Annotated in this window: 22 protein-coding genes; 10 read left to right on the top strand and 12 right to left on the bottom strand. The window is 72.7% G+C overall.

Annotation, left to right across the window (positions count from 1 at the left end; translation table 11 throughout):
- Positions 1 to 13 precede the first annotated feature (13 nt).
- From ABD223_RS10900 to ABD223_RS10875, 6 genes are all read right to left on the bottom strand, one after another.
- Entirely contained in the window at positions 14 to 880 is an 867-nt protein-coding gene (locus ABD223_RS10900; RefSeq protein ID WP_344035948.1) for a hypothetical protein, read from the bottom strand.
- A gap of 262 nt (positions 881 to 1142) precedes the next feature.
- Entirely contained in the window at positions 1143 to 2006 is an 864-nt protein-coding gene (locus ABD223_RS10895) for an aldehyde dehydrogenase family protein (RefSeq protein WP_344035947.1), read from the bottom strand.
- Positions 1999 to 3432, bottom strand: a complete 1434-nt coding sequence (locus ABD223_RS10890) for an aldehyde dehydrogenase family protein (RefSeq protein ID WP_344036380.1) — start codon at positions 3430 to 3432, stop codon at positions 1999 to 2001. The genes ABD223_RS10895 and ABD223_RS10890 overlap by 8 nt, the downstream gene beginning before the upstream one ends.
- The gene (deoC, locus tag ABD223_RS10885; RefSeq protein ID WP_344035946.1) at positions 3429 to 4394 is read right to left on the bottom strand and encodes a deoxyribose-phosphate aldolase; all 966 of its coding nucleotides are present in this window, start codon (positions 4392 to 4394) and stop codon (positions 3429 to 3431) included. Before deoC ends, ABD223_RS10890 begins: the two co-directional genes overlap by 4 nt.
- Before the next feature lie 56 nt (positions 4395 to 4450).
- Positions 4451 to 5101: a DUF1707 SHOCT-like domain-containing protein gene (locus tag ABD223_RS10880; protein ID WP_344035945.1), complete on the bottom strand. Its 651-nt coding sequence runs from the start codon at positions 5099 to 5101 to the stop codon at positions 4451 to 4453.
- A gap of 59 nt (positions 5102 to 5160) precedes the next feature.
- Positions 5161 to 6144, bottom strand: a complete 984-nt coding sequence (locus tag ABD223_RS10875) for a Gfo/Idh/MocA family protein (RefSeq protein ID WP_344035944.1) — start codon at positions 6142 to 6144, stop codon at positions 5161 to 5163.
- 185 nt (positions 6145 to 6329) lie between these two features.
- Between ABD223_RS10875 and upp the strand changes: the two genes are divergently transcribed.
- Entirely contained in the window at positions 6330 to 6953 is a 624-nt protein-coding gene (upp, locus tag ABD223_RS10870) for a uracil phosphoribosyltransferase (RefSeq protein WP_344035943.1), read from the top strand.
- 124 nt (positions 6954 to 7077) lie between these two features.
- Here the strand turns inward: upp and ABD223_RS10865 are convergent, their stop codons facing one another.
- On the bottom strand, positions 7078 to 7920 hold the full coding sequence (locus tag ABD223_RS10865; protein ID WP_344035942.1) for an NAD(P)H-binding protein: 843 nt from the start codon (positions 7918 to 7920) through the stop codon (positions 7078 to 7080).
- 192 nt (positions 7921 to 8112) lie between these two features.
- Here ABD223_RS10865 and ABD223_RS10860 point away from each other — a divergent pair, with 192 nt between their 5' ends.
- The gene (locus ABD223_RS10860; protein WP_344035941.1) at positions 8113 to 9414 is read left to right on the top strand and encodes a glycoside hydrolase family 18 protein; all 1302 of its coding nucleotides are present in this window, start codon (positions 8113 to 8115) and stop codon (positions 9412 to 9414) included.
- Between the two features lie 100 nt (positions 9415 to 9514).
- Here the strand turns inward: ABD223_RS10860 and ABD223_RS10855 are convergent, their stop codons facing one another.
- The gene (locus ABD223_RS10855; RefSeq protein ID WP_344035940.1) at positions 9515 to 10105 is read right to left on the bottom strand and encodes a TetR/AcrR family transcriptional regulator; all 591 of its coding nucleotides are present in this window, start codon (positions 10103 to 10105) and stop codon (positions 9515 to 9517) included.
- Between the two features lie 75 nt (positions 10106 to 10180).
- On the opposite strand from ABD223_RS10855, the gene ABD223_RS10850 reads away from it, so the two are divergent.
- The 5 genes from ABD223_RS10850 (at position 10181) to ABD223_RS10830 (ending at position 14471) form a co-directional block, all read left to right on the top strand.
- Positions 10181 to 10387 carry a type II toxin-antitoxin system VapB family antitoxin gene (locus ABD223_RS10850; RefSeq protein ID WP_015105038.1) on the top strand — a complete coding sequence of 69 codons (207 nt, stop codon included), beginning with the start codon at positions 10181 to 10183 and terminating at the stop codon, positions 10385 to 10387.
- A 370-nt stretch (positions 10388 to 10757) separates the two neighbouring features.
- The gene (locus tag ABD223_RS10845) at positions 10758 to 11147 is read left to right on the top strand and encodes a type II toxin-antitoxin system death-on-curing family toxin (RefSeq protein WP_344035939.1); all 390 of its coding nucleotides are present in this window, start codon (positions 10758 to 10760) and stop codon (positions 11145 to 11147) included.
- A gap of 877 nt (positions 11148 to 12024) precedes the next feature.
- On the top strand, positions 12025 to 12423 hold the full coding sequence (locus tag ABD223_RS10840) for a MerR family transcriptional regulator (protein WP_344035938.1): 399 nt from the start codon (positions 12025 to 12027) through the stop codon (positions 12421 to 12423).
- Positions 12424 to 12467: 44 nt separating this feature from the next.
- Positions 12468 to 13376 (top strand): aldo/keto reductase, encoded by a 909-nt coding sequence (locus ABD223_RS10835; RefSeq protein ID WP_344036379.1) that lies wholly within the window; start codon positions 12468 to 12470, stop codon positions 13374 to 13376.
- 120 nt (positions 13377 to 13496) lie between these two features.
- Positions 13497 to 14471, top strand: a complete 975-nt coding sequence (locus tag ABD223_RS10830) for an aldo/keto reductase (protein ID WP_344035937.1) — start codon at positions 13497 to 13499, stop codon at positions 14469 to 14471.
- A 198-nt stretch (positions 14472 to 14669) separates the two neighbouring features.
- Here ABD223_RS10830 and ABD223_RS10825 read toward each other — a convergent pair whose 3' ends face one another.
- On the bottom strand, positions 14670 to 15119 hold the full coding sequence (locus tag ABD223_RS10825) for a flavodoxin family protein (protein ID WP_344035936.1): 450 nt from the start codon (positions 15117 to 15119) through the stop codon (positions 14670 to 14672).
- Positions 15120 to 15303: 184 nt separating this feature from the next.
- Here ABD223_RS10825 and ABD223_RS10820 point away from each other — a divergent pair, with 184 nt between their 5' ends.
- Positions 15304 to 15636, top strand: a complete 333-nt coding sequence (locus ABD223_RS10820) for a hypothetical protein (protein ID WP_344035935.1) — start codon at positions 15304 to 15306, stop codon at positions 15634 to 15636.
- On the opposite strand, the gene ABD223_RS10815 is transcribed toward ABD223_RS10820, so the two are convergent.
- From ABD223_RS10815 to ABD223_RS10805, 3 genes are all read right to left on the bottom strand, one after another.
- Entirely contained in the window at positions 15623 to 17242 is a 1620-nt protein-coding gene (locus ABD223_RS10815; protein ID WP_344035934.1) for a phospho-sugar mutase, read from the bottom strand. The genes ABD223_RS10820 and ABD223_RS10815 overlap by 14 nt on opposite strands.
- Entirely contained in the window at positions 17239 to 18051 is an 813-nt protein-coding gene (locus tag ABD223_RS10810) for a purine-nucleoside phosphorylase (RefSeq protein WP_344035933.1), read from the bottom strand. Before ABD223_RS10810 ends, ABD223_RS10815 begins: the two co-directional genes overlap by 4 nt.
- A 61-nt stretch (positions 18052 to 18112) precedes the next feature.
- Positions 18113 to 19801: a serine/threonine-protein kinase gene (locus ABD223_RS10805; RefSeq protein WP_344035932.1), complete on the bottom strand. Its 1689-nt coding sequence runs from the start codon at positions 19799 to 19801 to the stop codon at positions 18113 to 18115.
- Positions 19802 to 19960: 159 nt separating this feature from the next.
- Between ABD223_RS10805 and ABD223_RS10800 the strand changes: the two genes are divergently transcribed.
- Both ABD223_RS10800 and scpA read left to right on the top strand, forming a co-directional pair.
- Complete coding sequence (locus ABD223_RS10800; protein ID WP_344036378.1) at positions 19961 to 21922, top strand: methylmalonyl-CoA mutase family protein; 1962 nt, start codon at positions 19961 to 19963, stop codon at positions 21920 to 21922.
- Complete coding sequence (gene scpA / locus ABD223_RS10795) at positions 21919 to 24171, top strand: methylmalonyl-CoA mutase (RefSeq protein ID WP_344035931.1); 2253 nt, start codon at positions 21919 to 21921, stop codon at positions 24169 to 24171. Before ABD223_RS10800 ends, scpA begins: the two co-directional genes overlap by 4 nt.

Genomic DNA, 24171 nt, shown 5'->3' with positions numbered 1-24171 from the left:
ATGAGGGCGTCGCTCACTTCAGGTCGAGCCGCACGCCGAAGCGGTGCTTGGCGGGCACCGAGTGCGCGGTCAGCACCACGTGGACCCGGCCGGCCCGCTCCGCGACCACCTCCACCCGGTAGCCGTCGTCGCCCTCGTCGAAGCCGATCGGCTCCAGGTACGCCTCCTCGCCCTCCGGCAGGACGATCTCGTAGTGGACCTCGTCCGCGACCCGGGCGAAGTGGAGCACGTAGTCGTCCGGCTGCCTCCTGACCACCAGCGGCTCGCACATGCCCGGCCAGCGGATGTCGATCCTGAACCGGGCCTCCGCGCCCAGCCGGGCGGGCGAGGGCAGGTGCACCAGGAGCTCCAACCTGCCGTCGGATCGCCAGGACTTGGTCACGTCGCACCGCGGTCCGGGGTCGCCGTTGACCAGCTCGGTCCGGACGTCGCAGGCCACCGCGGCCCGCTGCTTCCCCGGCTGCGCCCACCCCGGGCCGATGCGGAAGCGGAAGAAGTGCGCGGGCGTGGACTCCACCCGTGCCCGCACCCGCACGGTCTCCCGCGCTCCGCCGGCGCCGTCGATCACCGTGACGTCGTCCCACTTCACGATGTGCAGCGGCCCACCCGTCATGTCCTGGATGACCCCGCAGTAGCGGGCGATGAGCCTGCGGTGGAGCTCCCGCTCGGCCTCCCCGTGGTTGCGCCGCGAGATCAGCGTCGCGAAGGTCGCCAGGACGGCGAGCACGGCGACCACGACCGCGGCCGACCTGACCGCCGGGCCACCCAGCACGGCGCTGAGCACCGCGCCGAGCGACAGGATCGAGAGACCGGCGTCGAACAGGCCCGCCAAGCCCAGCCTGAGCACCTGTCGTTCGAAGGACGAGACGAAACCGCGCATCAGTTCCTCCCCCGCCGCCGCGTCGCTCACGGGGTCGCCGGGCCGCACGCGTGGCCAAGGCGATCGTGCCCGAGGGGCGACGAGGGGGTCCATCCGAGCACCGCATGAAATCCATGCACGTCCGAATGCCGACGAAGGCCGACCGACCGGCGTGGACCCCCTGAACCCGCTCCCGCCGCGGGCCCCCGCCGCCCTCCGCCCGGAACGGCGAAGGCCCCGCCCACACCGGCCGGACCGGTGGCGCGGGGCCTTCGCGGACGTCCTACACCCCGGTCGGGTGCCAGACCGTCTTCACCTCCAGGAACGACCGCAGCCGGGACAGGTCCGGCTCGCGGCCGAAGTCCTCGTCCGCCCGGACCCGGAGCACCCGCTTCACCGTGCCCGCCGCCGCCCGCTCCAGGTCCGCCCTGGCCGGCCCCGGCGCGCCGGTCAGGTCCACCGCGTTCACGTCCGCGTGCGACGCCAGCCACGGCGCGATCTCCGCGGTCCGGCCGGTCAGCACGTTCACCACCCCGCCCGGCAGGTCGGAGGTCGCCAGCACCTCCGCCAGCGTGACCGCGGGCAGCGGCCGGTCCTGCGAGGACACCACCACCGCCGCGTTGCCGGTCGCGATCACCGGCGCCACCACGCTGACCAGCCCCAGCAGCGACGACTCCTGCGGCGCGAGCACCGCCACCACGCCCGTCGGCTCCGGCACCGAGAACGAGAAGTACGGCCCGGCCACCGGGTTCGCCGCGCCCAGCACGGTGGCCACCTTGTCGGTCCACCCCGCGTACCAGACCCAGCGGTCGATCGCCGCGTCGACCAGCGCCTGCGCCTTCTTCGCCGCCACGCCCTCGGCGGCGGCCACCTCGGCCGTGAACTGCTCCCGGCGGCCCTCCAGCACCTCGGCCACCCGGTACAGCACCTGCCCGCGGTTGTACGCGGTCGCGCCGGACCAGCCGGGGAACGCCTTGCGCGCCGCCGTCACCGCGTCCCGGGCGTCCTTGCGCGAGCCCTGCGCGGCGTTGGCGAGGAACGCGCCCTTGGCGTCGGCCACCGGGTAGGACCGGCCCGACTCGGAACGCGGGAACGCGCCGCCGATGTAGAGCTTGTACGTCTTCGCCACCGCGATCCGATCAGACATCGAGGTACGCCTCCAGCCCCGTGCGACCGCCCTCGCGGCCGAAGCCCGACTCCTGGTAGCCGCCGAACGGGGCGGTCGGGTCGAAGCGGTTGAACGTGTTGGCCCACACCACGCCGGCGCGCATCTTCTGCGCGGCCCACAGGATGCGCGAGCCCTTCTCCGTCCAGATGCCCGCGGACAGCCCGTACGGCGTGTTGTTCGCCTTGGCCACCGCCTCGTCGGGCGTGCGGAACGTCAGCACCGACAGCACCGGGCCGAAGATCTCCTCGCGCGCGATGCGCATCGCCTGCGACACGTTGGAGAACACGGTCGGCGCGAAGAAGAACCCCTTGTCCGGCAGCGGGCACGACGACGTCCAGCGCTCGGCGCCCTCGGCCTCGCCCGACGACGCCAGCTCCTGGATCCTGGTCAGCTGCTCGCGCGAGTTGATCGCGCCGACGTCGGTGTTCTTGTCCAGCGGGTCGCCGACGCGCAGCGTGGACACCCGGGCGTGCAGCTTCTCCAGCAGCTCGTCGGCCACCGACTCCTGCACCAGCAGCCGCGAGCCCGCGCAGCACACGTGGCCCTGGTTGAAGAAGATGCCGTTGACGATGCCCTCGACGGCCTGGTCCAGCGGCGCGTCGTCGAACACGATGTTCGCGGCCTTGCCGCCCAGCTCCAGGGTGAGCTTGCGGCCGGTGCCCGCCAGTTGCCGCTGGATGAGCTTGCCGACGTCCGTCGAACCGGTGAACGCGACCTTGTCCACGTCCGCGTGGGAGACCACCGCGGCGCCGACGTCACCCGCTCCGGGGAGGATGTTCACCACACCGGGTGGCAGGTCGGCCTGCTGGATGATCTCCGCGAGCACCAGCGCGGTCAGCGGCGTGGTCTCGGCGGGCTTGAGCACCACGGTGTTGCCGCAGGCCAGCGCGGGCGCGATCTTCCACGCCGCCATCAGCAGCGGGAAGTTCCACGGGATCACCTGGCCGGCCACGCCCAGCGGGCGCGGGTCCGGGCCGTGGCCCGCGTAGGCCAGCTTGTCCGCCCAGCCCGCGTGGTAGAAGAAGTGCGCGGCGGCCGTGGGCACGTCCACGTCCCGCGACTCCTTGATCGGCTTGCCGTTGTCCAGCGACTCCAGCACGGCCAGCTCGCGCGCGCGTTCCTGCACCAGCCGGGCGATGCGGAAGATGTACTTGGCCCGCTCGGAGCCCGGCATCCGGCCCCACACGCGGTCGTAGGCGCGGCGCGCGGCCTGCACGGCCCTGTCCACGTCGTCGGAGGTGGCCGTGGAGACCTCGGCCAGCACCTCCTCGGTAGCCGGGTTGATCGTCTTCAGCGGCTCGCCGCCGCCCTCGACGAACTGCCCGTCCACGAACATCCGGTAGGTCGGCTTGAGGTTCGCGATGTCCCGCGACTCGGGCGCGGGCGCGTATTCCCACATGGTCAGTCCACCGTCACGTAATCGGGGCCGCTGTAGTGGCCCGCCAACTGGGTGCGCCGCTGCATCAGCAGGTCGTTGAGCAGCGTGGAGGCGCCGAACCGGAACAGGTCGGCGGTCAGCCACTCCGGACCCGCCACCTCGTGCACGGCCACCAGGTACTTGATCGCGTCCTTCGTGGTGCGGATGCCGCCGGCGGGCTTCACGCCGCGCAGCTGCCCGGTCCGGGTGTGCCAGTCGCGCACGGCCTGGAGCATCACGTGGGTCACCGGCAGCGTCGCCGCGGGCGACACCTTGCCGGTGGAGGTCTTGATGAAGTCGCCGCCCGCGAGCAGCGCGAGCCACGACGCGCGGCGCACGTTGTCGTAGGTGGCCAGCTCGCCGGTCTCCAGGATGACCTTGAGGTGCGCGTCGCCGCAGGCGTGCTTGACCTGCACGATCTCGTCGAACACCTGCCCGTAGCGGCCGGAGAGGAACGCGCCCCGGTCGATCACCATGTCGATCTCGGTCGCGCCCGCGTCCACGGCGAAGGCGGTGTCCTCCAGCTTCACCTTGAGGCTGGAGCGGCCGGAGGGGAAGGCGGTGGCCACGCTGGCGACGTCGATCCCGGTACCGCGCAGCTCACCGGCCGCCGTGGCGACCATGTCGGGGTACACGCAGACCGCGGCGACCTTCGGCACGTCCGGGTTGTCCGGGTCGGGCCGGCGCGCCTTCGCGGCCAGCGACCGCACCTTGCCGGGGGTGTCCGCGCCCTCCAGCGTGGTCAGGTCGACCATGCCGATCGCGGTGTCGATGGCCCACAGCTTCGAGGCCTTCTTGATGCTGCGCGTGCCCAACCCGGCCGCGCGCTGTTCCACGCCGACCTGGTCCACGCCGGGCAGCCCGTGGAGGAACCGGCGCAGTGACGCGTCGTCGCGGACGGCGTCCGCGAACGCCGGCGACAGCGACGGCGAAGTGGATGGAGCAGCCATGCCGCCGAGTCTAGGCGGAGTGGGACGGGCGTCCTAAGCGACGACGTTCCCGCAGGTCAGTCCGTGATCTCGCGGTTCTTCTGCTTTTTCTTCTTCGGCCGCTTCACCTCGACCGCGCCCATCAGCGCGAGCCCGGTGATCCGCACGGACGGGCCGCCGGGGATGGGCGGGTCGCCCTTGTGGGTGGTGTCCTCGAACGCGCCCATGAGCCCGACGCCGTCGACCCGCACGGTCACCTCCGGCGGCACGATCACCTCGATGCCGCCCATGATCGCGTAGGCGTTGATGGTCGTCTCCTGCTGCGCGAACCGCGCCCTGGTCAGGTCGATCACCACGCCGCCCATGATCGCGGCCGCGTTGTGGGTGGCCGGCACGACCCACTCGCCCCGCCGCTCGACCCCGGACCAGAACGCGATCGACACCGCCGAGCCCGGCGTGCCGCCGACCCGGGACGCGGGCAGGTTCCGCCTGCCGTCCGCCGGCAGCGCCATCGGCGTCAGCGCGGGCGAGGGCATGCCGAGGTCGGCGGTCAGCGGCACCAGCTCGCCGTAGGTCCTGGCGGCGTAGGTGGCGGCCAGGCGCTCGTCCAGCTCGTGGAGGTCGAGGCGGCCCTCCCCGTGGGCCTGCTGGAGCACCTGCGCGACCGTCTCCCGGTCGGCGTCCGAGGCGCGCATCTGACGGGGGTCCGGCACCAGCTCGTCGCTCACCCGGGTGAGTCTAGGAGGCGGGGCCGCAGGTGACGACAGGTTCGCCCCAACCGGTTCGCTCAGCTCGGCAGGCGCACCGGCAACCCGGCCGCCCGGTAGATGTCGTCGATCACGCGCAGGGTGGCCACCGCGTCGTCCGCCGTGGTCGGGAACGGCTTGCCGTGCAGCACGGCGTCCGCGAACGCCTCCAGCTGGTACTCGTAGGACGGCCGCCGGTCGAAGCGCTCGACCCTGCGCTGCCCCTTCAGCCGCACGGCCAACCGGTGGCCCGCCTGCGGCGCGAACGGGTTGACCACCCGCATCTCCCCGTTGGCGCCCAACACCTTCGCGGTCACCTTCAGCACCGTGCGCGACCACATCGACGCGACGACGGTCCCCGTGTGCCCGCCGGGGAACTTCAGCTCGGCGCGCATCGCCCGGTCGACGCCGTCGCCCTTGAGCAGCGCCCGCGCCGACCTCACCTCCGGCTCACCGCCGCCCAGCAGCCGCACCAGGTTGACCGGGTAGCACCCGGCGTCCATCAGGGCGCCGCCCGCCAGCTCCAGCGAGTACCGGATGTCGGAGAACCGGGGCAGCGGGAAGGCCAACCGCGCGTCCACGTGCCGCAGCTCACCCAGCTCGCCCACGACCTCCGCCATCCGCGCCGCCAGCGGGTGGTACCGGTAGTGGAACGCCTCCATCACCACCAGCCCGCTGTTCCGGGCGGCCTCCGCGACCCGCGCGGCCTCCTCCGCGTTGGCCGCGAAGGGCTTCTCGCACAGCACGTGCTTCCCCGCCGCCAGCGCCGCCAACGTCCACCGCCCGTGCAACCCGTTGGGCAGCGGCACGTAGACCGCGTCGAGGTCGGGATCGGCCAACAACGCCTCGTAGTCGTCGTGGACCCGGGCGATCCCGTGCCGGTCCGCGAACTCCCGCGCCCGCCCGGCGTCCCGGGCCGCCACCGCCGACACCACCACGGCGCTCGTGGAACGCGCCGGTCTGACCAGCGCGGCCGGCACGATCCGCGCCGCACCCAGGACCCCGATCCGCACGTGATCAGCCACGTCGACGACGCTACTACCCCGGGCGGCGGTTCATCGGGGGCCAAGCGGCGGATCTCCGGGTGGCGGGGGTCCGACCCGCCCACCTCGGACCGCCGCCGCTCGACCGGCCGTGACAGCTCGACCGGCCGCGACAGCGGGTGAGGAGCCGTCGGGCACCGGCCGGGGGTGCCACATACTGTTCGACCATGGACGTCCTCGTTGTCGACCACCCGCTGGCACGGGCGCGACTGACCACCATGCGCGACGCCCGCACCGACAACGCGGCGTTCCGCGCCGCGCTGCAAGAGCTGACCGTGATGCTCGTGTACGAGGCCACCCGCGACGCGGCGGTGGCCGAGCAGCGCGTGCACACGCCTGTCGCCCGCACCACCGGGTACCGCCTGGCCACCCCGCCCCTCCTGGTGCCGGTCCTCCGGGCCGGCCTGGGCATGGCCGACCAGGCGCACAAGCTGATCCCGGACGCGCAGATGGGCTTCGTCGGCCTGGCGCGCGACGAGGAGACCCTCCAGCCCACCCCCTACATGGAGTCCCTGCCGGAGTCCCTGGCCGGCCGCCCGGTGTTCGTGCTGGACCCGATGCTGGCCACCGGCGGCTCCATGGCCTACACGATCCGCCTGCTGACCGACCGGGGCGCCACGGACGTGACCGCGATCTGCTGCCTGGCCGCCCCCGAGGGCATCGAGCACCTGGGGAGCTCGGGCCTGCCGGTCCGCCTGGTGACCGCCAGCGTCGACGAGCGCCTGAACGACTCGGGCTTCATCGTCCCCGGCCTGGGCGACGCCGGCGACCGCCAGTACGGCGCCGTCTAGATCACGGACCCATCGCGAGTCGAACGCCCAGACCCGTCGTGTCGTACGTTCCGGACCCCTGAACGGAGAACTCGGGGGTCCTGGGCGTTCGACACGGTGGTCCTGGGCGTTCGACTCGCGCCGGTCAGGTGAGGGCTGCGGCGTGGTCGGCGGCCCACTCGGCCAGGGTCCGGCCGCGCCTGCCGGTGACCTGCTCGAAGTCGGGCGTGACCACGGCGGGTTCCTCGTTGTGCTGCGCCATGTACCCCATCAGGTACTCGGCGACGTCCCACGGCAGCCCCTCGTGGCGGATCAGCGCCGCCCGCGCCTGCCCGTAGGTCAACCGCTCGAAGCCGATCGGCCGCCCGAGCCCCCGCGCGAACGCCTCGGCCTGCTGCCGGTGCGTCAGCGCCTCCGGCCCGCTGAGCGTGTAGGCCTTGCCCCCGTGCCCCTCGTCGAGCAGGGCGTGCACGACGACCTCCGCCACGTCGTCCTCGTGCACGGGCGCGCCGACCGCGTCCGGGAACGGGGCGCGCACCACGTCCCCGGCCTTGACGTCCCGCGCCCAGATCAGCTTGTTGCTCATGAACTCGCCGGGCCGGACGTGCGTCCACACCACGCCCGACTGCTCGATCACGCGTTCCGCGTCCTGGTGCTCCTCGTAGCTGCCCGGCCGCTCGAACGTGACCGCGCTGCTGGACAGGTACACCACTTTCCGCAGGTCGTGGGCGTGTTCGAGGAACGCCGCCACGTGCGTGGCCGGGTCCTCCGCCCCGAGCACGGCGACCAGGAAGACCGCCGTCACGCCGGTCAGCGGCAGTTCGCCGGGCCGCGTCAGGTCGCCCGCCACCACCTCCACGCCGGCCGGCAGGTCGGCCCGGTCGGGGTTGCGGGTCAGCGCCTTGACCGGCACGCCTCGCTTTGCCAGTTGCCGCACCACGGCGCCGCCGATGGTGCCGGTCGCCCCGGTGACCAGGATCGTCATCATTTCCCCCGGTGAATCGGTGTTCAAACTTGAGCACCGAAGCTAGCGCGGAGGTGCCCCGGCGCGCACATGCAAACTTTTGCAACGCGCCGACGGTCCGGATTGCGCCGTTCAGCCGTAGCAATGGTCTAGACCTCATCACTACCGTGGTCCAGACCACAACGAAGTGAGCCGCCGCACCCCGCGAGGAGAAGCATGTCGAGCAGGAGATGGGTGCTCCCCGCCCTCCTGGCCACCGCGATCGCCGCGTCACTGGCCCCGCACGCCGCCGCGCACGACAACGACCGCGGGCACGGTCACGGGCACGCCAAGACGCGCACCGTCGGGTACTACACCCAGTGGAGCGGCTACGACCGCAACTTCCTGGTCAAGAACCTCGTCACCAACGGCACCGCGCCCAGGCTCACGCACCTGAACTACGCGTTCGGGTTCCTCGACGAGTCCGGCAAGTGCGTCAGCTCCGACCCGTGGGCCGACTACCAGCGCCCGTTCTCCGCCGAGCAGAGCGTCAACGGCAAGGCCGACGTGGAGGGCCAGCCGCTGTCGGGCAACCTCAACCAGCTCAAGCAGCTCAAGGCCAAGTACCCCGAGCTGCGCGTCAACATCTCCCTCGGCGGCTGGACCGGCTCGAAGTACTTCTCCAACGCGGCCCTCACGCCCCAGTCGCGCGCCGCGCACGTGGCGTCCTGCCTGGACATGTGGCTCAAGGGCAACCTGCCCGGCCTCGCGCCCGGCGCGGCGGCCGGCATCTTCGACGGCATCGACCTCGACTGGGAGTGGCCCTCCTCCGAGGCCGCGCCCGGCAACGTCGTGCGACCCGAGGACAAGCAGAACTTCACCGCGCTGCTGGTGGAGTACCGCAAGCAGCTGGGCAGGCTGACCTGGCGCACCCGCGAGGCCTACGACCTGACCGCGTTCCTGCCCGCCGACCCGCGCCAGATCGACCGGGGCTTCGAGGTCGCCCGCGTGTTCGGGCTGCTGACCTTCGGCACCGTCCAGGGCTACGACTTCCACGGCTCGTGGGACCCGCAGACCAACCAGCAGTCCTCGCTCCGCACCCCCGCGGGCGACCCGGCGCCGCTGCCGTTCAGCTCCCAGGTCACCGTCGACCACTACCTGAAGAACGGCGCGCCGAAGCACAAGGTCGTGCTGGGCGTGCCCTTCTACAGCCGCGGCTGGACCGGCGTGACCAACGCGAACAACGGCCTGTTCCAGGACGCCACCGGGCCCGCCCCGGCGACGTACGAGGCCGGCTACGAGGACTACCGCGTCCTGAAGGCGCAGCTGGGCAACTTCACCGTGCACCGCGACCCCAAGGCCGGTCACGCGTGGTTGTTCGACGGCACGACCTTCTGGACCTGGGACGACCCCACCGAGATGAAGCGCAAGGGCCGTTACGTGGCGGAACGGCGCCTCGGCGGCGCGATGATCTGGTCCCTCGACGGTGACACCGCCGACGGCGAGCTGATCAAGGCGCTCACCAGCGGACTGTCCTGACAAGGGCAGTCCACCGGGGCCCGGGGAGGTTTCGCGGCGGCCGCCTCCCCGGGCCCCACCCTTTTGCCCGCGCCGCCGCCCATCACCTGCGCCGGCCGTTCTACCTGCGCCAGCCGCCCACCTGGGAGCGGATCGCCCGTTCGTACACCGGTGCGACCTCCGTGGTGGGCGGCAGGTTGCCGTTGATCTCCAGGCTCACCAGGCCGTGCGCCAGTCCCCACAGGGCCAGTGCGACGTCCTCGTGCGGCACCTCGACGAACAGGCCCGCCCGCACCGCGCGGCCGACGTTGCGCACGAGCGGCAGGAACGTCCGGTTGGCGGCCTCCCGGCTCTCCGCGACGGGTTCGAAGTTCGGCACGACCTTGCTGAACATCACCAGGTAGAACTGCGGGTCGGCCAGCGCGCTGTCCCGGTAGACCAGGCCCATCCGGACGATGTCCTCCACCGGGTCGTCGGTCTCGGGCACCGCCGCGACGCGTTCACCGAAACGGCGGAACGCCTCGTCGTACAGGGCGTTCAGCAGGGCGGACTTGCCGCCGAACAGCGAATACACGGCCGTGGTCGAGGTGTTGACATCCGCCGCGAGCCTGCGCAAGCTCAAAGCGCCCGGTCCCTCGGTGGACAGCAACTCGCCCGCGCGGTCGAGCAGGCGGACGCGGAGCGCGTCGTCGTGGGTTTTCGGTCGTGGCACGGCCCGATCGTATCAAAACAACGTTATAAAACTTGGTCTGGTCAACGTGGTATCAAGTTGGTACCGTCATTTCCCATGGCTATGACCCTGCGTCTGAGCGACGAGGAGAACCGGCGGCTCGACGAGCTCGCCGCGGCCGAGGGGCGTTCCAAGCAGGAGGTCGTGCGCCTGGCGCTGGCCGAGCGCTGGGCCCGGTTGCAGAAGGAGGAGCAGCTGTCCGAGGTGCTCGGGCGCGTGCTCCCCAAGTACAGGGGTCTGCTGGACCGGCTCGGGTCAGCCTGACGGTTGCGGCTTCCCGCACCCGTGCACACGTTCGGGTGCCGCTCGGCGCTACACCTTCCTCGTTCGAACACATGTTCGATACGATCAATCCATGCAGCTCAACGACCCCCGCTCCCGCTTGCCGCCCTGTTACCCGTGCGAACGCCCACGCCGATCGAGACCGCACCGGTATGGTGCGCCGTTGAAGATCGGGTCGCGTTCTGGTTGCGCTTCGGTGCACAACGCGGCCGACACCATCCTCGCCGCCGTTCGGGCGGGGAGGCGACACGGACCTGAGGAGGTGGGTAGTGGCGGTAGATGCTGCCCGGATGCGGTGAGGCCGCACTACGGCCACGGCTCCCGCCCCCAGGGACAGGGAGCGCGTCAAGCAGTGGTCAACTACCTCGACGCCGGCGACTTGCTCGTGCTGGCTACTGCCGTCACCGGTGGAGACCTCGTCGTGCGCGACTTAGGTCTCCTCGATTCCGCAGCCCACCGCCCCCGGGCGACAGTGCTGGGGGTCGAGGCGTACGACACGCTCTGGTTGAAAGCTTCCGCCCTGCTCGATTCGATCGTGCGCACGCGCCCGCTCTCCGAGGGCAACTGGCGCCTGGGCTGGGTGGCGGCTGTGACCTTGTGCGACATCAACGGTTGGTGGATCGACGCCGACGAGGACGAGGCCCTGGACCTGGTGCGGGCGCTGGGCAGGGAGCAGATCGACGTGCCCGGGATGGCGGCACACCTGGAGGCGTGGAGCATGCCCAAACCGAAGGAGGACTGACCGCGCGCAGAGGTGGCGCGCAGAGGTGATGCGCAGAGGCAGTGCGCAGGACGACGCGCAGGGGTGACGCACAGAAGTCGCGCGTCGACAGGTCGCGGGTGGGTTCGCGAGCACGTGGGCCCTGGGACCTGGCGCGGAGAAGCGCGCGCCTCCACTGGTTGAATATTCGACAACTATGCCCGGCGGTCACGCGCGAACCGACCGGTGCTCGTGTCGGCGTCACGTCGCACTGCGCAGCAGGCCACGCCACGCGGCGCTCCTGACCACGCACTGCGCCAGACCACGCGGTAGGCCGGACCAGGCCAAGCGCGGTAGGTCGAGCCAGAGCACGCGGTAGGCCGGACCAAGCGTCAGGCCGTGCCACCCGGCACTCCGGACCACGCAGCACTCCGAACCACCCGGCACTCCGGACCACGCAGCACCCCGCAGCGGGCGACAGGACACCACGTCGCCTCGTCGTCGAAGGCCCGACCTACCGGTCCGGCGGCCCGCGACCTGCGGTTGACCGACCCGGCGGTCGTCCTGCCCGCCGGAACCGTCATCCGGCTCCTCTGTGAGAGCGATTCCAACACCTGGCCGAGCCTGCCGAGCTTGATCGTGGCTGTTCACGGTTGTCCGGGCCTGATCGTGCTCGTCGGCGGTTGGCCGTGCCTGACTGAGCATGGCCGCGCCTGTCCGCTGCGGTGTCGGACGAGGCCCAGGCGGTGCGGCTCCAGGCGGAGGGTGGTGAGTTGGCCGGAGGTGGGTGTGGCTCGTGGGTGTCGCGGGTGCTGAGCGTGCCGGGTGCCGGGCGCTGTGATCGTGTCGGGTGGCTGAGCGCATCGGGCGGTTGAACCGGGTTGACCTGGAGTGCACTCCAGCTCCTACGGTCAACACCGTGACTTACTCGATCGCCCAGGCGGCTGAGCGCAGCGGGTTGTCGATCGACACGCTGCGCTACTACGAACGCATCGGTCTGGTCGACCCGCCGGCCAGGGACTCGGGCGGGCGGCGCACCTACAGCGACGAAGACCTCGGCTGGTTGGTCTTCCTCACCCGCCTGCGCACCACCGGCATGCCCATTCGCATGATGCGCGAGTACGCGCAGCTCAGGCATCGCGGCGACGCCACCACCAGCCGCCGCAAGCAGATGCTGTACGAGCACCGCACCTCGGTGCGCGAGCGCATCGCCGAACTCCAGTCGTGCCTCGACGTGCTGGAGTACAAGATCACGCACTACGAGCAGATCGAGAGCACCTTCGTCGAAGGGATCACCGTGGAAGGGATCACCGCGTGACCCAGCTGGGAGAACTCCGCGTCGGCAAGCAGGGGCTGGGCTGCATGGGCATGAGCCAGTCCTACGGCGCCGGTGACGAGGTCGAGTCCATCGCCACCATCCACCGCGCCCTGGACCTGGGCGTCACCCTCCTCGACACCGCCGACGTCTACGGGGCGGGCGCCAACGAGGAGCTGGTCGGCCGGGCGATCGGGGACCGCCGGGACCGGGTCGTGCTCGCCACGAAGTTCGCCCTCGGCGACCCCGACCGGCGTCCGCGCGGTGACGCGCCCTACGTCGCGCGGGCCGTCGAGGCGTCGTTGCGGCGGTTGGGCGCCGACCACGTCGACCTGTACTACCAGCACCGCGTCGACCCGGAGGTCCCGATCGAGGAGACCGTCGGCGCGATGGCCGAGCTGGTCCACCAGGGCAAGGTCCGCTACCTGGGCCTGTCCGAGGCGGGCGCGGCCACGATCCGGCGCGCCCACGCCGTGCACCCGATCACCGCCCTCCAGAGCGAGTGGTCGCTGTGGTCGCGGGACATCGAGGCCGAGGTCCTGCCGACCTGCCGCGAGCTGGGCATCGGCATCGTCCCTTTCTCGCCGCTGGGGCGCGGGTTCCTGACCGGTCGCGTGACGTCGGTGGACGACCTCGCCGCCGACGACATGCGTCGCGGCCTGCCCCGCTTCTCGGGGGACAACTTCGCCCGCAACACCGCCATCGTCGACGCGCTGCGGGCGCTCGCTGACCAGCGCGGTGTCACGGCCGGCCAGCTGGCGCTGGCGTGGGTGCACCACCAGGGCGACGACGTGGTCCCGATCCCGGGCACGAAGCGGGTGCGGTACCTGGAGGAGAACGCCGCCGCAGCCGACCTGGTGCTGTCGGCCGACGACCTCCGCGCGATCGAGGACGCCGCGCCGACCGTCTCCGGCGAGCGCTACACGCCGGAGATGTTGAAGCTGTCGAACCGGTAGTTGACCGAGTGGTCCCGGGGACGTTGGCCGCCCTTCGCGGGCCCTGCACAGTGGGGCTTGCGCAGCAGGGTTTGCACAGCGGGGCTTGCGCAGGGTGCCGCGAAGGGGAGGGGAAACACCGTGGAGAAACGTCGTTTGGGCGCGCTGGAGGTGAGCGCCCAGGGCTTGGGCTGCATGGGGATGAGCGAGTTCTACGGCCCCGGTGACGAGGCCGGGTCGACCGCCACCATCCACCGCGCGCTGGACCTGGGCGTCACCTTCCTCGACACCGCCGACATGTACGGCCCGTTCACCAACGAGGAGCTGATCGGCCGGGCGGTCAAGGGCCGCCGGGACGAGGTCGTGCTGGCCACGAAGTTCGCCGTGGTCCGGGAACCCGGCGCCGACTGGGGCCTGCGGGGCGACCCGGAGTACGTCAAGCAGGCGGCCGAGGCGTCGCTGCGCCGGTTGGGCACCGACCACATCGACCTGTACTACCAGCACCGCGTCGACCCGAACGTGCCCATTGAGGACACCGTCGGCGCGCTGGCCGAGCTGGTCCGGGAGGGCAAGGTCGGGCACATCGGCCTGTCCGAGGCGGGCCCGGCCACGATCCGGCGCGCCCACGCCGTGCACCCGGTCGCGGCCGTGCAGACCGAGTGGTCGCTGTGGTCGCGGGACATCGAGGCCGAGGTCGCGCCGACCTGTCGCGAGCTGGGCATCGGCGTCGTGGCCTACTCACCGCTGGGCCGGGGCTTCCTGACCGGCCGCTACACGTCGGCGGACGACTTCGCGGCCGGCGACGTCCGCCGCACCCACATGCCCCGCTTCACCGATGAGAACCTCGCCCGCAACCTGGCGCTGGTGGAGTCCCTGCGCGAGGTGGCCGAGGAGCACGGCGTCACGCCGGGGCAGATCGCCCTCGCCTGGGTGCACCACCAGGGCGCGGTGCCGATCCCGGGCACCAAGCGGGTGGAGTACCTGGAGGAGAACGCCGCCGCGGCGGACATCCGGCTGACCGAGCAGCAGTTGGCGCGCATCGCCGCGGCCGTGCCCGCCGACGCGGTCGCCGGCACCCGCTACAACGCCGACACGATGCAGCTGATCGGCCGGTAGGAGGAGTTGGGTTAGCCAGAAGGTAGGGAGAAGGTAGGGGAGGTAGGAGGCCGAAGGGGCGGCGGGATCGGCGGGCGGCAGGGCGGCAGGGCGGCAGGCCGGAGGGCGGTGGGCCGGAAGGGCTACGGGGCCCGAGGGCTGTGGGTCGGAAGGCTGCGGGTCCGAAGGGCTGCGAGGTCCGAAGGGCTTCGGGTCGTCTCACAGCAGGGTCGCGGCGACCGTGCCGCCCAGCTCCCGGCACTGCCGCAACGCGGCGGCGTCGGGAGCCCCGGTGAGCACGAGGGTCGCGGCGACCGGCCGCCACCGCAGGCCCGTGGTGATGTCGCGAATCGCCTTCACCGCGCCCTCCGCGCCCTGGTTGCCGTGCACGTACGCGCCGAACGGCCGCCCGCGCGTGGCGTCCAGGCACGGGTAGTAGACCGTGTCGAAGAAGTGCTTGAGCGCGCCGCTGATGTACCCGATGTTGGCGGGCGTGCCGAGCAGGTAGCCGTCGGCCTCCAGGACGTCCGACGCGGTCGCGCCCAGCGCCGGGCGGCGCACCACCTCGACGCCCTCGACCTCGGGGTCCGTCGCCCCCTCCACCACCGCCTCGAACAGCTCGTGCGTGGCGGGCGACGGCGTGTGGTGCACGATCAGCAGTCGGGGCACCCGGCCAGGCTGCCCAAAGCGCCCCGGTGGCGCAACCGCGCCGCGTCCTCGGGCGGTAACCGCTGGTCACCGCTCCGCCGCCACCCCACCCGGACCATCGCCCGCCACCTCACCCGGATCGACGAACCGGCCCCGGCAACCGACCGCGCCCCCGCACGTCTTTAATGGTGACCAGGAGGGAGTCATGGACACTCGCAGCATCGCCACGATGAACCGGAACCGGCGGATCACCTGGGGCGCGGGGGTGGGCGTCAGCGTCGGCCTCATCGGCCTGCCGCTGGTCTTCATCTCGTTGTGGCCCGGGGTCGACCACAGCCCGTGGGACGTCAACACGATGATCCTGGCCACGGGGGTGGCGCTGTGCTCGATCAGCTACATCTCGGGCCGGATCTCGGTGGCCGCGTTCACGGAGCACCGGCGCAACCCGGTCAGCCCGCCGACCAAGCGGCCGTACATGGTGGCGGGCGGGGCGCTGCTCGTCGCCGTGCTGTGCCTGCTGCTCGCTATCGCGGTGTGAGCAGCTCGGAGACCTGAGCGCGGAGTTCGGCCAGCCTGTCCGCGGCGCGCGAGCGGGCCGCGGACAGGTCGCCGGGCACCGGTTCGACGACCTCCAGGTACGCCTTCAGCTTCGGTTCGGTGCCGGACGGCCGCACGACCACCCGCGTGCCCTCCCGCGTCAACCGCACGACGTCGGCGTCGGGCAGCAGGTCCTCGAACGCGAAGCCGGCGGGCGGCTCGGCCCGCAGCCGCGCCATCAGCGCCCCGATCCGGCTCAGGTCGGTGAACCGCAGCGACACCTGGTCGGTCAGGTGCAGGCCGTGGTCGACGGCCAGCTGGTCCAGCGCGTCGAGCAGGTCCCGGCCGGACGCCTTCAGCCCGGCCGCCAGGTCGCACGCCAGCACGGCCGCCGAGATGCCGTCCTTGTCGTTGACGTACCCGGGGTCGACGCAGGTGCCCAGCGCCTCCTCGTAGGCGAACACCAGCCCCTCGCCGGCGCGCACCAGCCACTTGAACCCGGTCAGCGTCTCCGCGTACCGGGCGCCGTGCGCCGCCGCGATCGACTTGAGCAGCGACGACGACACGATCGTCGTGGCCACCAGCGGGTCCGGGGCGTCCGAAGTGGACAGGACCAGGGACCCGAGCAGCACGCCCGTCTCGTCGCCGCGCAGCATCCGCCACGACCCGTCGCGCCCGCGGACGCCCAGCGCGCACCGGTCGGCGTCCGGGTCCAGCGCGATCGCCAGGTCCGCGTCCACCGCCGCGGCCAGCTCCAGCAGCCGGTCCGCCGCGCCCGGCTCCTCCGGGTTCGGGAACGCCACGGTCGGGAAGCCGGGGTCGGGAACGGCCTGCTCGCGCACCACCCGCACGTCGGTGAACCCGGCCCGCCGCAACGCCTCCACGGCCGTCGCGCCGCCCACGCCGTGCATCGGGGTCAGCGCGACGCGCAGGTCCCGGGCCGTGCCGCGCGGCAGCGACGCGACCCGTTCCAGGTAGGCGTCCACCTCGGCGTCGGGCACGGTCTCGTGGTCGTCGGACAGCGGCACCGACACGGCCGCGGGCACCGCCCGGATCGCCGCCTCGATCTCCCGGTCGGCGGGCGGCACGATCTGCCCGCCGCCCTCCAGGTACAGCTTGTAGCCGTTGTCGGCGGGAGGGTTGTGCGACGCGGTGATCTGCACCCCGGCGACCGCGCCGCGCGTGCGCACCAGGAACGCCAGCACCGGCGTCGGCAGCGGTCCGGGCAGCACCCGCGTGGTGAAGCCCTCGGCGGCCAGCACCCCGGCGGCGGCCGACGCGAACGCCTCCGACCCGTGCCGCGCGTCCCGGCCGACGAACACCGTGCCGGTCCGGCCGTTCGCCTTGAGCCACGCGGCGAGCCCGGCGGTGGTGCGGACGACCACGGCCCGGTTCATGCCGTTGGGCCCGGCCCGCACGGGGCCGCGCAGCCCGGCGGTGCCGAACGCCAGCGGCCCGGCCATCCGGTCGGCCAGGTCGTCGGCGGACGCCGCGTCGCCGGCCATGGCCCTGGCCAGCACACCTTGGAGCTCGGCGCGGGTGTCGGGGTCGGGGTCGTCGGCGATCCAGCGGAACGCCGCGTCGCGCAGCGCCGGGGACAGGCTCATGCGCGGGTCACCAGCTCCCGCAGCAGCCCGCCCATCCGGCTCGCCGCGGCCTGGCCGGCCTCCAGCACCTCCTGGTGGTTGAGCGGTTCGCCGGTGATGCCCGCCGCCAGGTTCGTGACCAGCGACAGCCCGAACACCTCGACGCCCTCGGCGCGCGCCGCGATGGCCTCCAGCACGGTCGACATGCCGACCAGGTCGGCGCCCATCGCGCGCAGCATCCGGATCTCGGCGGGCGTCTCGAAGTGCGGTCCGGGCAGGCCCGCGTAGACGCCGTCCTCCAGCGACGGGTCGATCTCCCGGGCCAGGTCGCGCAGCCGCGGCGAGTACAGGTCGGTGAGGTCGACGAAGCGTGCGCCGACCAGCGGTGACGACGCGGTCAGGTTGAGGTGGTCGCTGATCAGCACGGGCTGGCCGACCGACATGCCCTGCCGCAGGCCGCCGGCGGCGTTGGTCAGCACCACGGTCCCGACCCCGGCCGCGGCGGCGGTGCGCACGCCGTGCACGACCTTGGTCACGCCCTTGCCCTCGTAGCCGTGCGTGCGCCCCAGCATGACCAGCACGTTCTTGCCGCCGACGGGCACCGAGCGGATCGTGCCGCCGTGCCCGACCGCGGTGGGCGCCTCGAAACCGGGCAGCTCGGCCAGGGGCACCTCGGCGGCGGCCTCCCCGATCAGGTCCGCGGCCGGGCGCCAACCCGACCCGAGGACCACGGCGATGTCGTGCCTGTCCACCCCGGTGCGCTCGGCCAGGGCCCGCGCGGCGTCGGTGGCCAGGGCCTCGGGGGTGGTGTTCTCACTGATGGCGGTCACGGCCGGCAGCCTAATAGCCGCCCGGAACGCCTGCCCGTGGTGCCGTGGCACGGCGGAACCGCTAACCCGCCACCGTGAACGTCGGCGCGATCGCGTCGAACAGCTGCCGCCCCGTCTCCTCCTGCTCGGTGGGCACCACGACCTCCACCACCCACAGGTCCGCCTCCCGCGGCAGCACCAGCGAGTACCGCGTCCGCCGCAGGTCGGGGCCTCCCTCCCCGTCCACGTCGGTCGCCCTCTCGGCCGTCCGGTAGCTGTACCGGACCGCCTCCTCCCAGCCGCCGGCCGCGTCGGCGGGTTCCACGACCTCCCCGAAGTACCGGTCCCCGTCCCACCGGGACCGGACCATCCCGACGTAGTCCTCGACCGCGCGCCGCGGGTGGTAGTCCGGGAACCGCTGCACCGCCACCTCGTACGCCCCGGTCGGGTCGACCAGGTGCACGACCGTGCTCGGCACGAGTCCCCGGTTGGCCCGCTGCTCCAGGAAGCTGGTCCACCCGGCCCCGACGGAGATGGTGAACTCGCCGCCCTGCTCGCCGTTCGCCGTGGCGGCGGAGGCCGTGGTGGGGTGCAGGGGCGGGGCGCCGGTCAGCGACGGCAGCGGCGGGGCTTCGTGGAGCGCCGCGGCAGGTGGCGGCAGGAGCGGCGCGCCGGCCACCGCCCTGGTCAGGGCGAAACCGCCGGCGCCGGCCGCCGCGAACAGCACCGCCGCCGCCACGGCCACGACCGCGCGGCGCCACCGGGGCGCGGGCGGGGGAGGGGGCGGTGCGGCGGTCAGCAGGAACGGCAGGGGGCCCGGGTCCGCCGCCAACGGGGTGTCCGGGGCGACCGCGGGCGGGCGGGCGACCTTCACCACCGGTCTGGCGGGCGCGTCCGAGGGGAAGACGTCGGCGCCCGGTTCCGGCAGCAGGGGGCGCACCAGCCGCCGGACCTCGGACAGCGGCATCCTGGCCGCGGGGTCGCGGACCATCAGCCCCGCCACGACCGGCTCCAGCGCGCCGCACACCGAGGCCGACGGCACCTCGCCGTGCACGACCTGGTTGATCGTCTGGAGCACGTTCGCGCCCTCGTACGGCCGGCTGCCGGTCATGGCGGCGAACAGCGTCGCGCCCAGCGACCACTGGTCGGCCGCCGAGGACACCGGCTCGCCCGCGGCCACCTCGGGCGCGATGAACGCGGGCGTGCCCAGCATGATCCCGCGGCTGGTCAGGGTGGCCTCGGCGACGTTGCGGGCGATGCCGAAGTCGGTCAGCTTCACCCGGCCGTCGTCGGCGACGAGAACGTTGCCCGGTTTCACGTCCCGGTGCGTGATCCCCGCCCGGTGGGCCGCCTCCAGCGCCGCGGCCACCGCGTCCGCCACCACCGCGCCCTGCTGGTCGGTCAGCGGCCCCCGCTGCCGCACGACCTCGGCCAGCGACGAGGACGGCACCAGCTCCATCACCACGTACGGGTCGCCGTCGACCTGCGCCACGTCGTGCAGCGTCACCAGGTTCGGGTGCGCGAGCGCCGCCGCCGAGCGCGCCTCGCGCAGGGTGCGCTCGCGCAGCACCGTCGCCTCGCCGTCGGGCGCGCCGGGCGGGAGCAGGATCTCCTTGACCGCCACGTCCCGGCGCAGCACCTCGTCGTGCGCCGCCCACACCGTGCCCATCGAACCGCGACCCAGCACGTGTTCGAGCCGGTAGCGGCCGGCGATGAGCCGTCCGCTACCCGAAACCCCTTCTGGGGTACCACCAGGGGTCTCTGGGGTCACCCCATCGAGATCTTCAGGGGTTACCCCAGAGTTACCCCCGCCGTCTGCGGTCTCCACTGCGCCATCGTCCATCAGCGTGAAAGACTGCCATCTGCATCGTTCACGGCGTCGCACCTCACATAGCCGTGACCCTACTGTTGAGTAACACTGCGGAGCATGATGGAGCCGTCAGGCGAGTTGGCGCTGGCCGCGGAGTTCCCCGCGCCCGACCGCGAGCAATGGCTGGGCCTCGTCCGAAGCGTGCTGGACAAGTCGGGCGCGGAGTTCGGGTCCCTCATCACCACCACCTACGACGGCATCGACGTCCGGCCGCTCTACACCGCCGACGACCGCGCCCCGGCCGCCGGGTTCCCCGGCCTCGCCCCGTTCACCAGGGCGGGCAGGCCGCAGGGCGCGGTGGACGGCTGGGACGTGCGCCAGCAGCACCGGGTCGCGGACCGCGAGGCGGTCATGGCCGACCTGGAGAACGGCGTCACGTCGCTGTGGCTGAAGGGCCTCGACCCGGCCTCCTACGACGACCTGCTCGCCGACGTCTACCTGGACCTGGCGCCCGTGGTCGTCGACGCGGGCGCGGACTTCCACGCCGCGGGGCGCGCGGTGCTGCGCCTGTGGGACCAGCGGCCGGTGCTGCCGAGCGAGGTGCGGGGCAACGTCGGCGCGGACCCCCTCGGCGTGCGGGCGCGCACCGGGCAGCCCGCCGACTTCGACGCCCTCGTCGACCTGCTGCCGAAGGCGCGGCGGTTCCCCGAACTGCGCCTGGTCGTGGTGGACGGCCTGCCGTTCCACGAGGCGGGCGGCAGCGACGCCGAGGAGCTCGGCGCCTCGCTCGCGGCCGGCGTGGCCTACCTGCGGCAGCTGACCGGGGCCGGCCTGAGCGCCGCCGAGGCCGTGCGGCTGCTGGAGTTCCGGTACGCGGCCACCGCCGACCAGTTCCTCACCATCGCCAAGTTCCGCGCCGCCCGACGCCTGTGGGCCCGGGTCACCGAGGTCGTCGACGAGCCCGCGCCGCAGCTCCAGCACGCGGTCACCTCGCCCGCGATGATGACCCGCCGCGACCCGTGGGTGAACATGCTGCGCACCACCGTGGCCTGCTTCGGCGCGGGCCTCGGCGGCGCCGACGCGGTCACCGTGCTGCCGTTCGACTCCGCCATCGGCCTGTCCGACGACTTCTCCCGCCGCATCGCCCGCAACACCCAGTCGCTGCTGCTGGAGGAGTCGAAGCTGGCGGGCGTGATCGACCCCGCCGGCGGCTCCTGGTACGTGGAGAACCTCACCGACGAGCTGGCGCGCGCCGCGTGGTCCTGGTTCCGGGAGATCGAGGCCGTGGGCGGCCTGCCCGAGGCGTTCGACCTGGTCGCGGACAGGATCGCGGCCACCTGGGAGAAGCGCCGGGCCAACCTGGCCGACCGCACCGACGCCATCACCGGCGTCAGCGAGTTCCCCAACCTGGCCGAGCAGCCCGTGGTCCGGCGGCCCGCGCCCGACGAGGCGGCCGGCGAGACGGCTCGCGAACGCGCTGGGCAGACGACCGATGAGACGACCGGCGAGACGGCCGGCGGAAGCGCCGCACGGACGACCGGCGAGGCGGCCGGCGAGATGACCGGCGAACGCGCTGCGCAGGAGTCCCCCGCAGGGGGTCCCCTGAATTCATTCTCCCAGAGGGGTCCGACAATTCCGGCGTCCCGGCCGCTGCCGCGCATCAGGTACGCCCAGGACTACGAGGCGCTGCGCGACGCCGCCGACGCCAGCCCCGAGCGGCCGAAGGTCTTCCTGGCCACGCTCGGCCCGGTGTCCGCGCACACCGCGCGGGCCTCGTTCGCCGCGAACCTCTTCCAGGCGGGCGGCATCGAGACGCCCGACGCGGGGCCCGCGAGGACCCCCGAGGAGGTCGTCGAGCGGTTCCGCGCCAGCGGCGCCCGGATCGCGTGCCTGTGCGGCAGCGAGCAGAGCTACGCCGAACTGGCCGCGCCCGTCGCGGAGGCCCTGCGCGAGGCCGGCGCCGAACGCGTCCTGCTGGCGGGGAAGAAGTCGGAGGCGCGGGTCGACGAGCACGTGTTCACCGGCTGCCGCGCGCTGGACGTCCTGGAGCGCACGTTCGACTTCCTGGGGGTGCCGCGATGATCCCGAACTTCGCCGACGTCGAGCTGGGCGAGCCCGCCCCGGTCGGCGCGGACCGGTGGCACGCCGCGCTCCAGGAGGCGACCGGCAAGGGCGCGGACGCGCTGGTGCGGGAGACGCCCGAGGGCATCGGGGTCAAGCCCGTCTACACCGGCGCGGACACCGAGGGCCTGGACTTCCTGGGCACCTACCCGGGCATCGCGCCGTTCCTGCGCGGCCCGTACCCGACGATGTACGCCAACCAGCCGTGGACCATCCGGCAGTACGCCGGGTTCTCCACCGCCGAGGAGTCCAACGCCTTCTACCGGCGCAACCTGGCGGCGGGCCAGAAGGGCCTGTCGGTGGCGTTCGACCTGGCCACGCACCGCGGCTACGACTCCGACCACCCGCGCGTGGCGGGCGACGTCGGCATGGCGGGCGTGGCGATCGACTCGATCTACGACATGCGCCAGCTGTTCGACGGCATCCCGCTGGACCGGATGAGCGTGTCGATGACCATGAACGGCGCGGTGCTGCCGGTCCTGGCGCTCTACGTGGTCGCGGCCGAGGAGCAGGGGGTGAAGCCGGAGCAGCTCGCGGGGACCATCCAGAACGACATCCTCAAGGAGTTCATGGTCCGCAACACCTACATCTACCCGCCGCAGCCGTCGATGCGGATCATCTCCGACATCTTCGCGTTCACCTCGCGGCGGATGCCGAAGTTCAACTCCATCTCGATCTCCGGCTACCACATGCAGGAGGCGGGCGCGACCGCCGACCTGGAGCTGGCGTACACGCTGGCCGACGGCGTGGAGTACCTGCGCGCCGGCCGGGACGCGGGCCTGGACGTGGACGCGTTCGCGCCGCGCCTGTCGTTCTTCTGGGCGATCGGCATGAACTTCTTCATGGAAGTCGCCAAGATGCGCGCCGCCCGGCTGCTGTGGGCGAAGCTGGTCAAGGCCTCCGGCGCGAAGAACCCCAAGTCGCTGTCGCTGCGCACGCACTGCCAGACCTCCGGCTGGTCGCTGACCGCGCAGGACGTGTTCAACAACGTCGCCCGCACGTGCGTCGAGGCGATGGCCGCGACCCAGGGGCACACCCAGTCGCTGCACACCAACGCGCTGGACGAGGCGCTGGCGCTGCCCACGGACTTCTCCGCGCGCATCGCCCGCAACACCCAGCTGCTGCTCCAGCAGGAGTCCGGCACCACGCGGGTGATCGACCCGTGGGGCGGCAGCGCGTTCGTCGAGCGGCTCACCCACGACCTGGCGCACCGCGCGTGGGCGCACATCACCGAGGTCGAGTCGGCGGGCGGCATGGCGCGGGCCATCGACGCGGGCATCCCGAAGCTGCGCATCGAGGAGGCCGCGGCGCGCACGCAGGCGCGCATCGACTCCGGGCGGCAGCCGGTGATCGGCGTGAACAAGTACCAGGTCGCGGTCGACGAGCGGATCGAGGTGCTCAAGGTCGACAACGCGGGCGTGCGGGCCCAGCAGCTGGCGAAGCTGGAGCGGCTGCGGTCCGAACGCGACCAGTCCGCTGTGGACCGGACCCTGGACGCGCTGACCGGCGCCGCGGGCGGCGGGGGGAACCTGCTGGAGCTGGCCGTCGAGGCGGCTCGCGCCAAGGCGACCGTCGGCGAGATCTCCGAGGCGCTGGGCAAGGTGTGGGGCAGGCACTCCGCGCAGATCCGCACCATCACGGGTGTCTACCGGCAGGAGGCGGGGGCCGTGTCCAACGTGGACGCCACCCGCGAGCTCGTCGAGGGCTTCGCGGAGGAGGAAGGCCGTCGCCCGCGCATCCTGGTCGCCAAGATGGGCCAGGACGGGCACGACCGCGGCCAGAAGGTGATCTCGACCGCGTTCGCGGACCTCGGCTTCGACGTGGACGTCGGCCCGCTGTTCCAGACCCCGGACGAGGTCGCCCGCCAGGCCGTGGAGGCCGACGTGCACATCGTCGGGGTGTCGTCGCTGGCCGCCGGGCACCTCACGCTGGTGCCCGCGCTGCGCGCCGCGCTCGCGGAGGCGGGCCGCGAGGACATCATGATCGTGGTCGGCGGCGTGATCCCGCCGCAGGACTTCGACGCGCTGCGCGAGGCCGGCGCGGCGGCGATCTTCCCGCCCGGCACGGTGATCGCGGACGCGGCGGGCGACCTGCTGCGGAAGCTGGCCGAGCAGCTGGGGCACGGGCAGGTCGCGGCTGGGGCTGGGGCTGGTCAGGCTGTGGCCGGCCAGGTCGCCGCTGGTCAGGCCGAGCACAACGGGCAGGGGTAG

It is taken from the genome of Saccharothrix xinjiangensis, from assembly GCF_039527585.1.
Classification (GTDB): domain Bacteria; phylum Actinomycetota; class Actinomycetes; order Mycobacteriales; family Pseudonocardiaceae; genus Actinosynnema; species Actinosynnema xinjiangensis.
The sequence above is the reverse complement of the archived record's forward strand: the minus strand, read 5'-3'. Positions and strand labels throughout refer to the sequence as shown.

Excerpts from the sequence above, each read along its gene's own strand:
- ABD223_RS10900 (WP_344035948.1), bottom strand. The coding sequence starts at position 880 with ATGCGCGGTTTCGTCTCGTCCTTCGAACGACAGGTGCTCAGGCTGGGC.
- ABD223_RS10895 (WP_344035947.1), bottom strand. The coding sequence starts at position 2,006 with ATGTCTGATCGGATCGCGGTGGCGAAGACGTACAAGCTCTACATCGGC.
- deoC (WP_344035946.1), bottom strand. The coding sequence starts at position 4,394 with ATGGCTGCTCCATCCACTTCGCCGTCGCTGTCGCCGGCGTTCGCGGAC.
- upp (WP_344035943.1), top strand. The coding sequence starts at position 6,330 with ATGGACGTCCTCGTTGTCGACCACCCGCTGGCACGGGCGCGACTGACC.
- ABD223_RS10865 (WP_344035942.1), bottom strand. The coding sequence starts at position 7,920 with ATGATGACGATCCTGGTCACCGGGGCGACCGGCACCATCGGCGGCGCC.
- ABD223_RS10860 (WP_344035941.1), top strand. The coding sequence starts at position 8,113 with ATGTCGAGCAGGAGATGGGTGCTCCCCGCCCTCCTGGCCACCGCGATC.
- ABD223_RS10850 (WP_015105038.1), top strand. The coding sequence starts at position 10,181 with ATGGCTATGACCCTGCGTCTGAGCGACGAGGAGAACCGGCGGCTCGAC.
- ABD223_RS10835 (WP_344036379.1), top strand. The coding sequence starts at position 12,468 with ATGGGCATGAGCCAGTCCTACGGCGCCGGTGACGAGGTCGAGTCCATC.
- ABD223_RS10820 (WP_344035935.1), top strand. The coding sequence starts at position 15,304 with ATGGACACTCGCAGCATCGCCACGATGAACCGGAACCGGCGGATCACC.
- ABD223_RS10815 (WP_344035934.1), bottom strand. The coding sequence starts at position 17,242 with ATGAGCCTGTCCCCGGCGCTGCGCGACGCGGCGTTCCGCTGGATCGCC.
- ABD223_RS10800 (WP_344036378.1), top strand. The coding sequence starts at position 19,961 with ATGGAGCCGTCAGGCGAGTTGGCGCTGGCCGCGGAGTTCCCCGCGCCC.
- scpA (WP_344035931.1), top strand. The coding sequence starts at position 21,919 with ATGATCCCGAACTTCGCCGACGTCGAGCTGGGCGAGCCCGCCCCGGTC.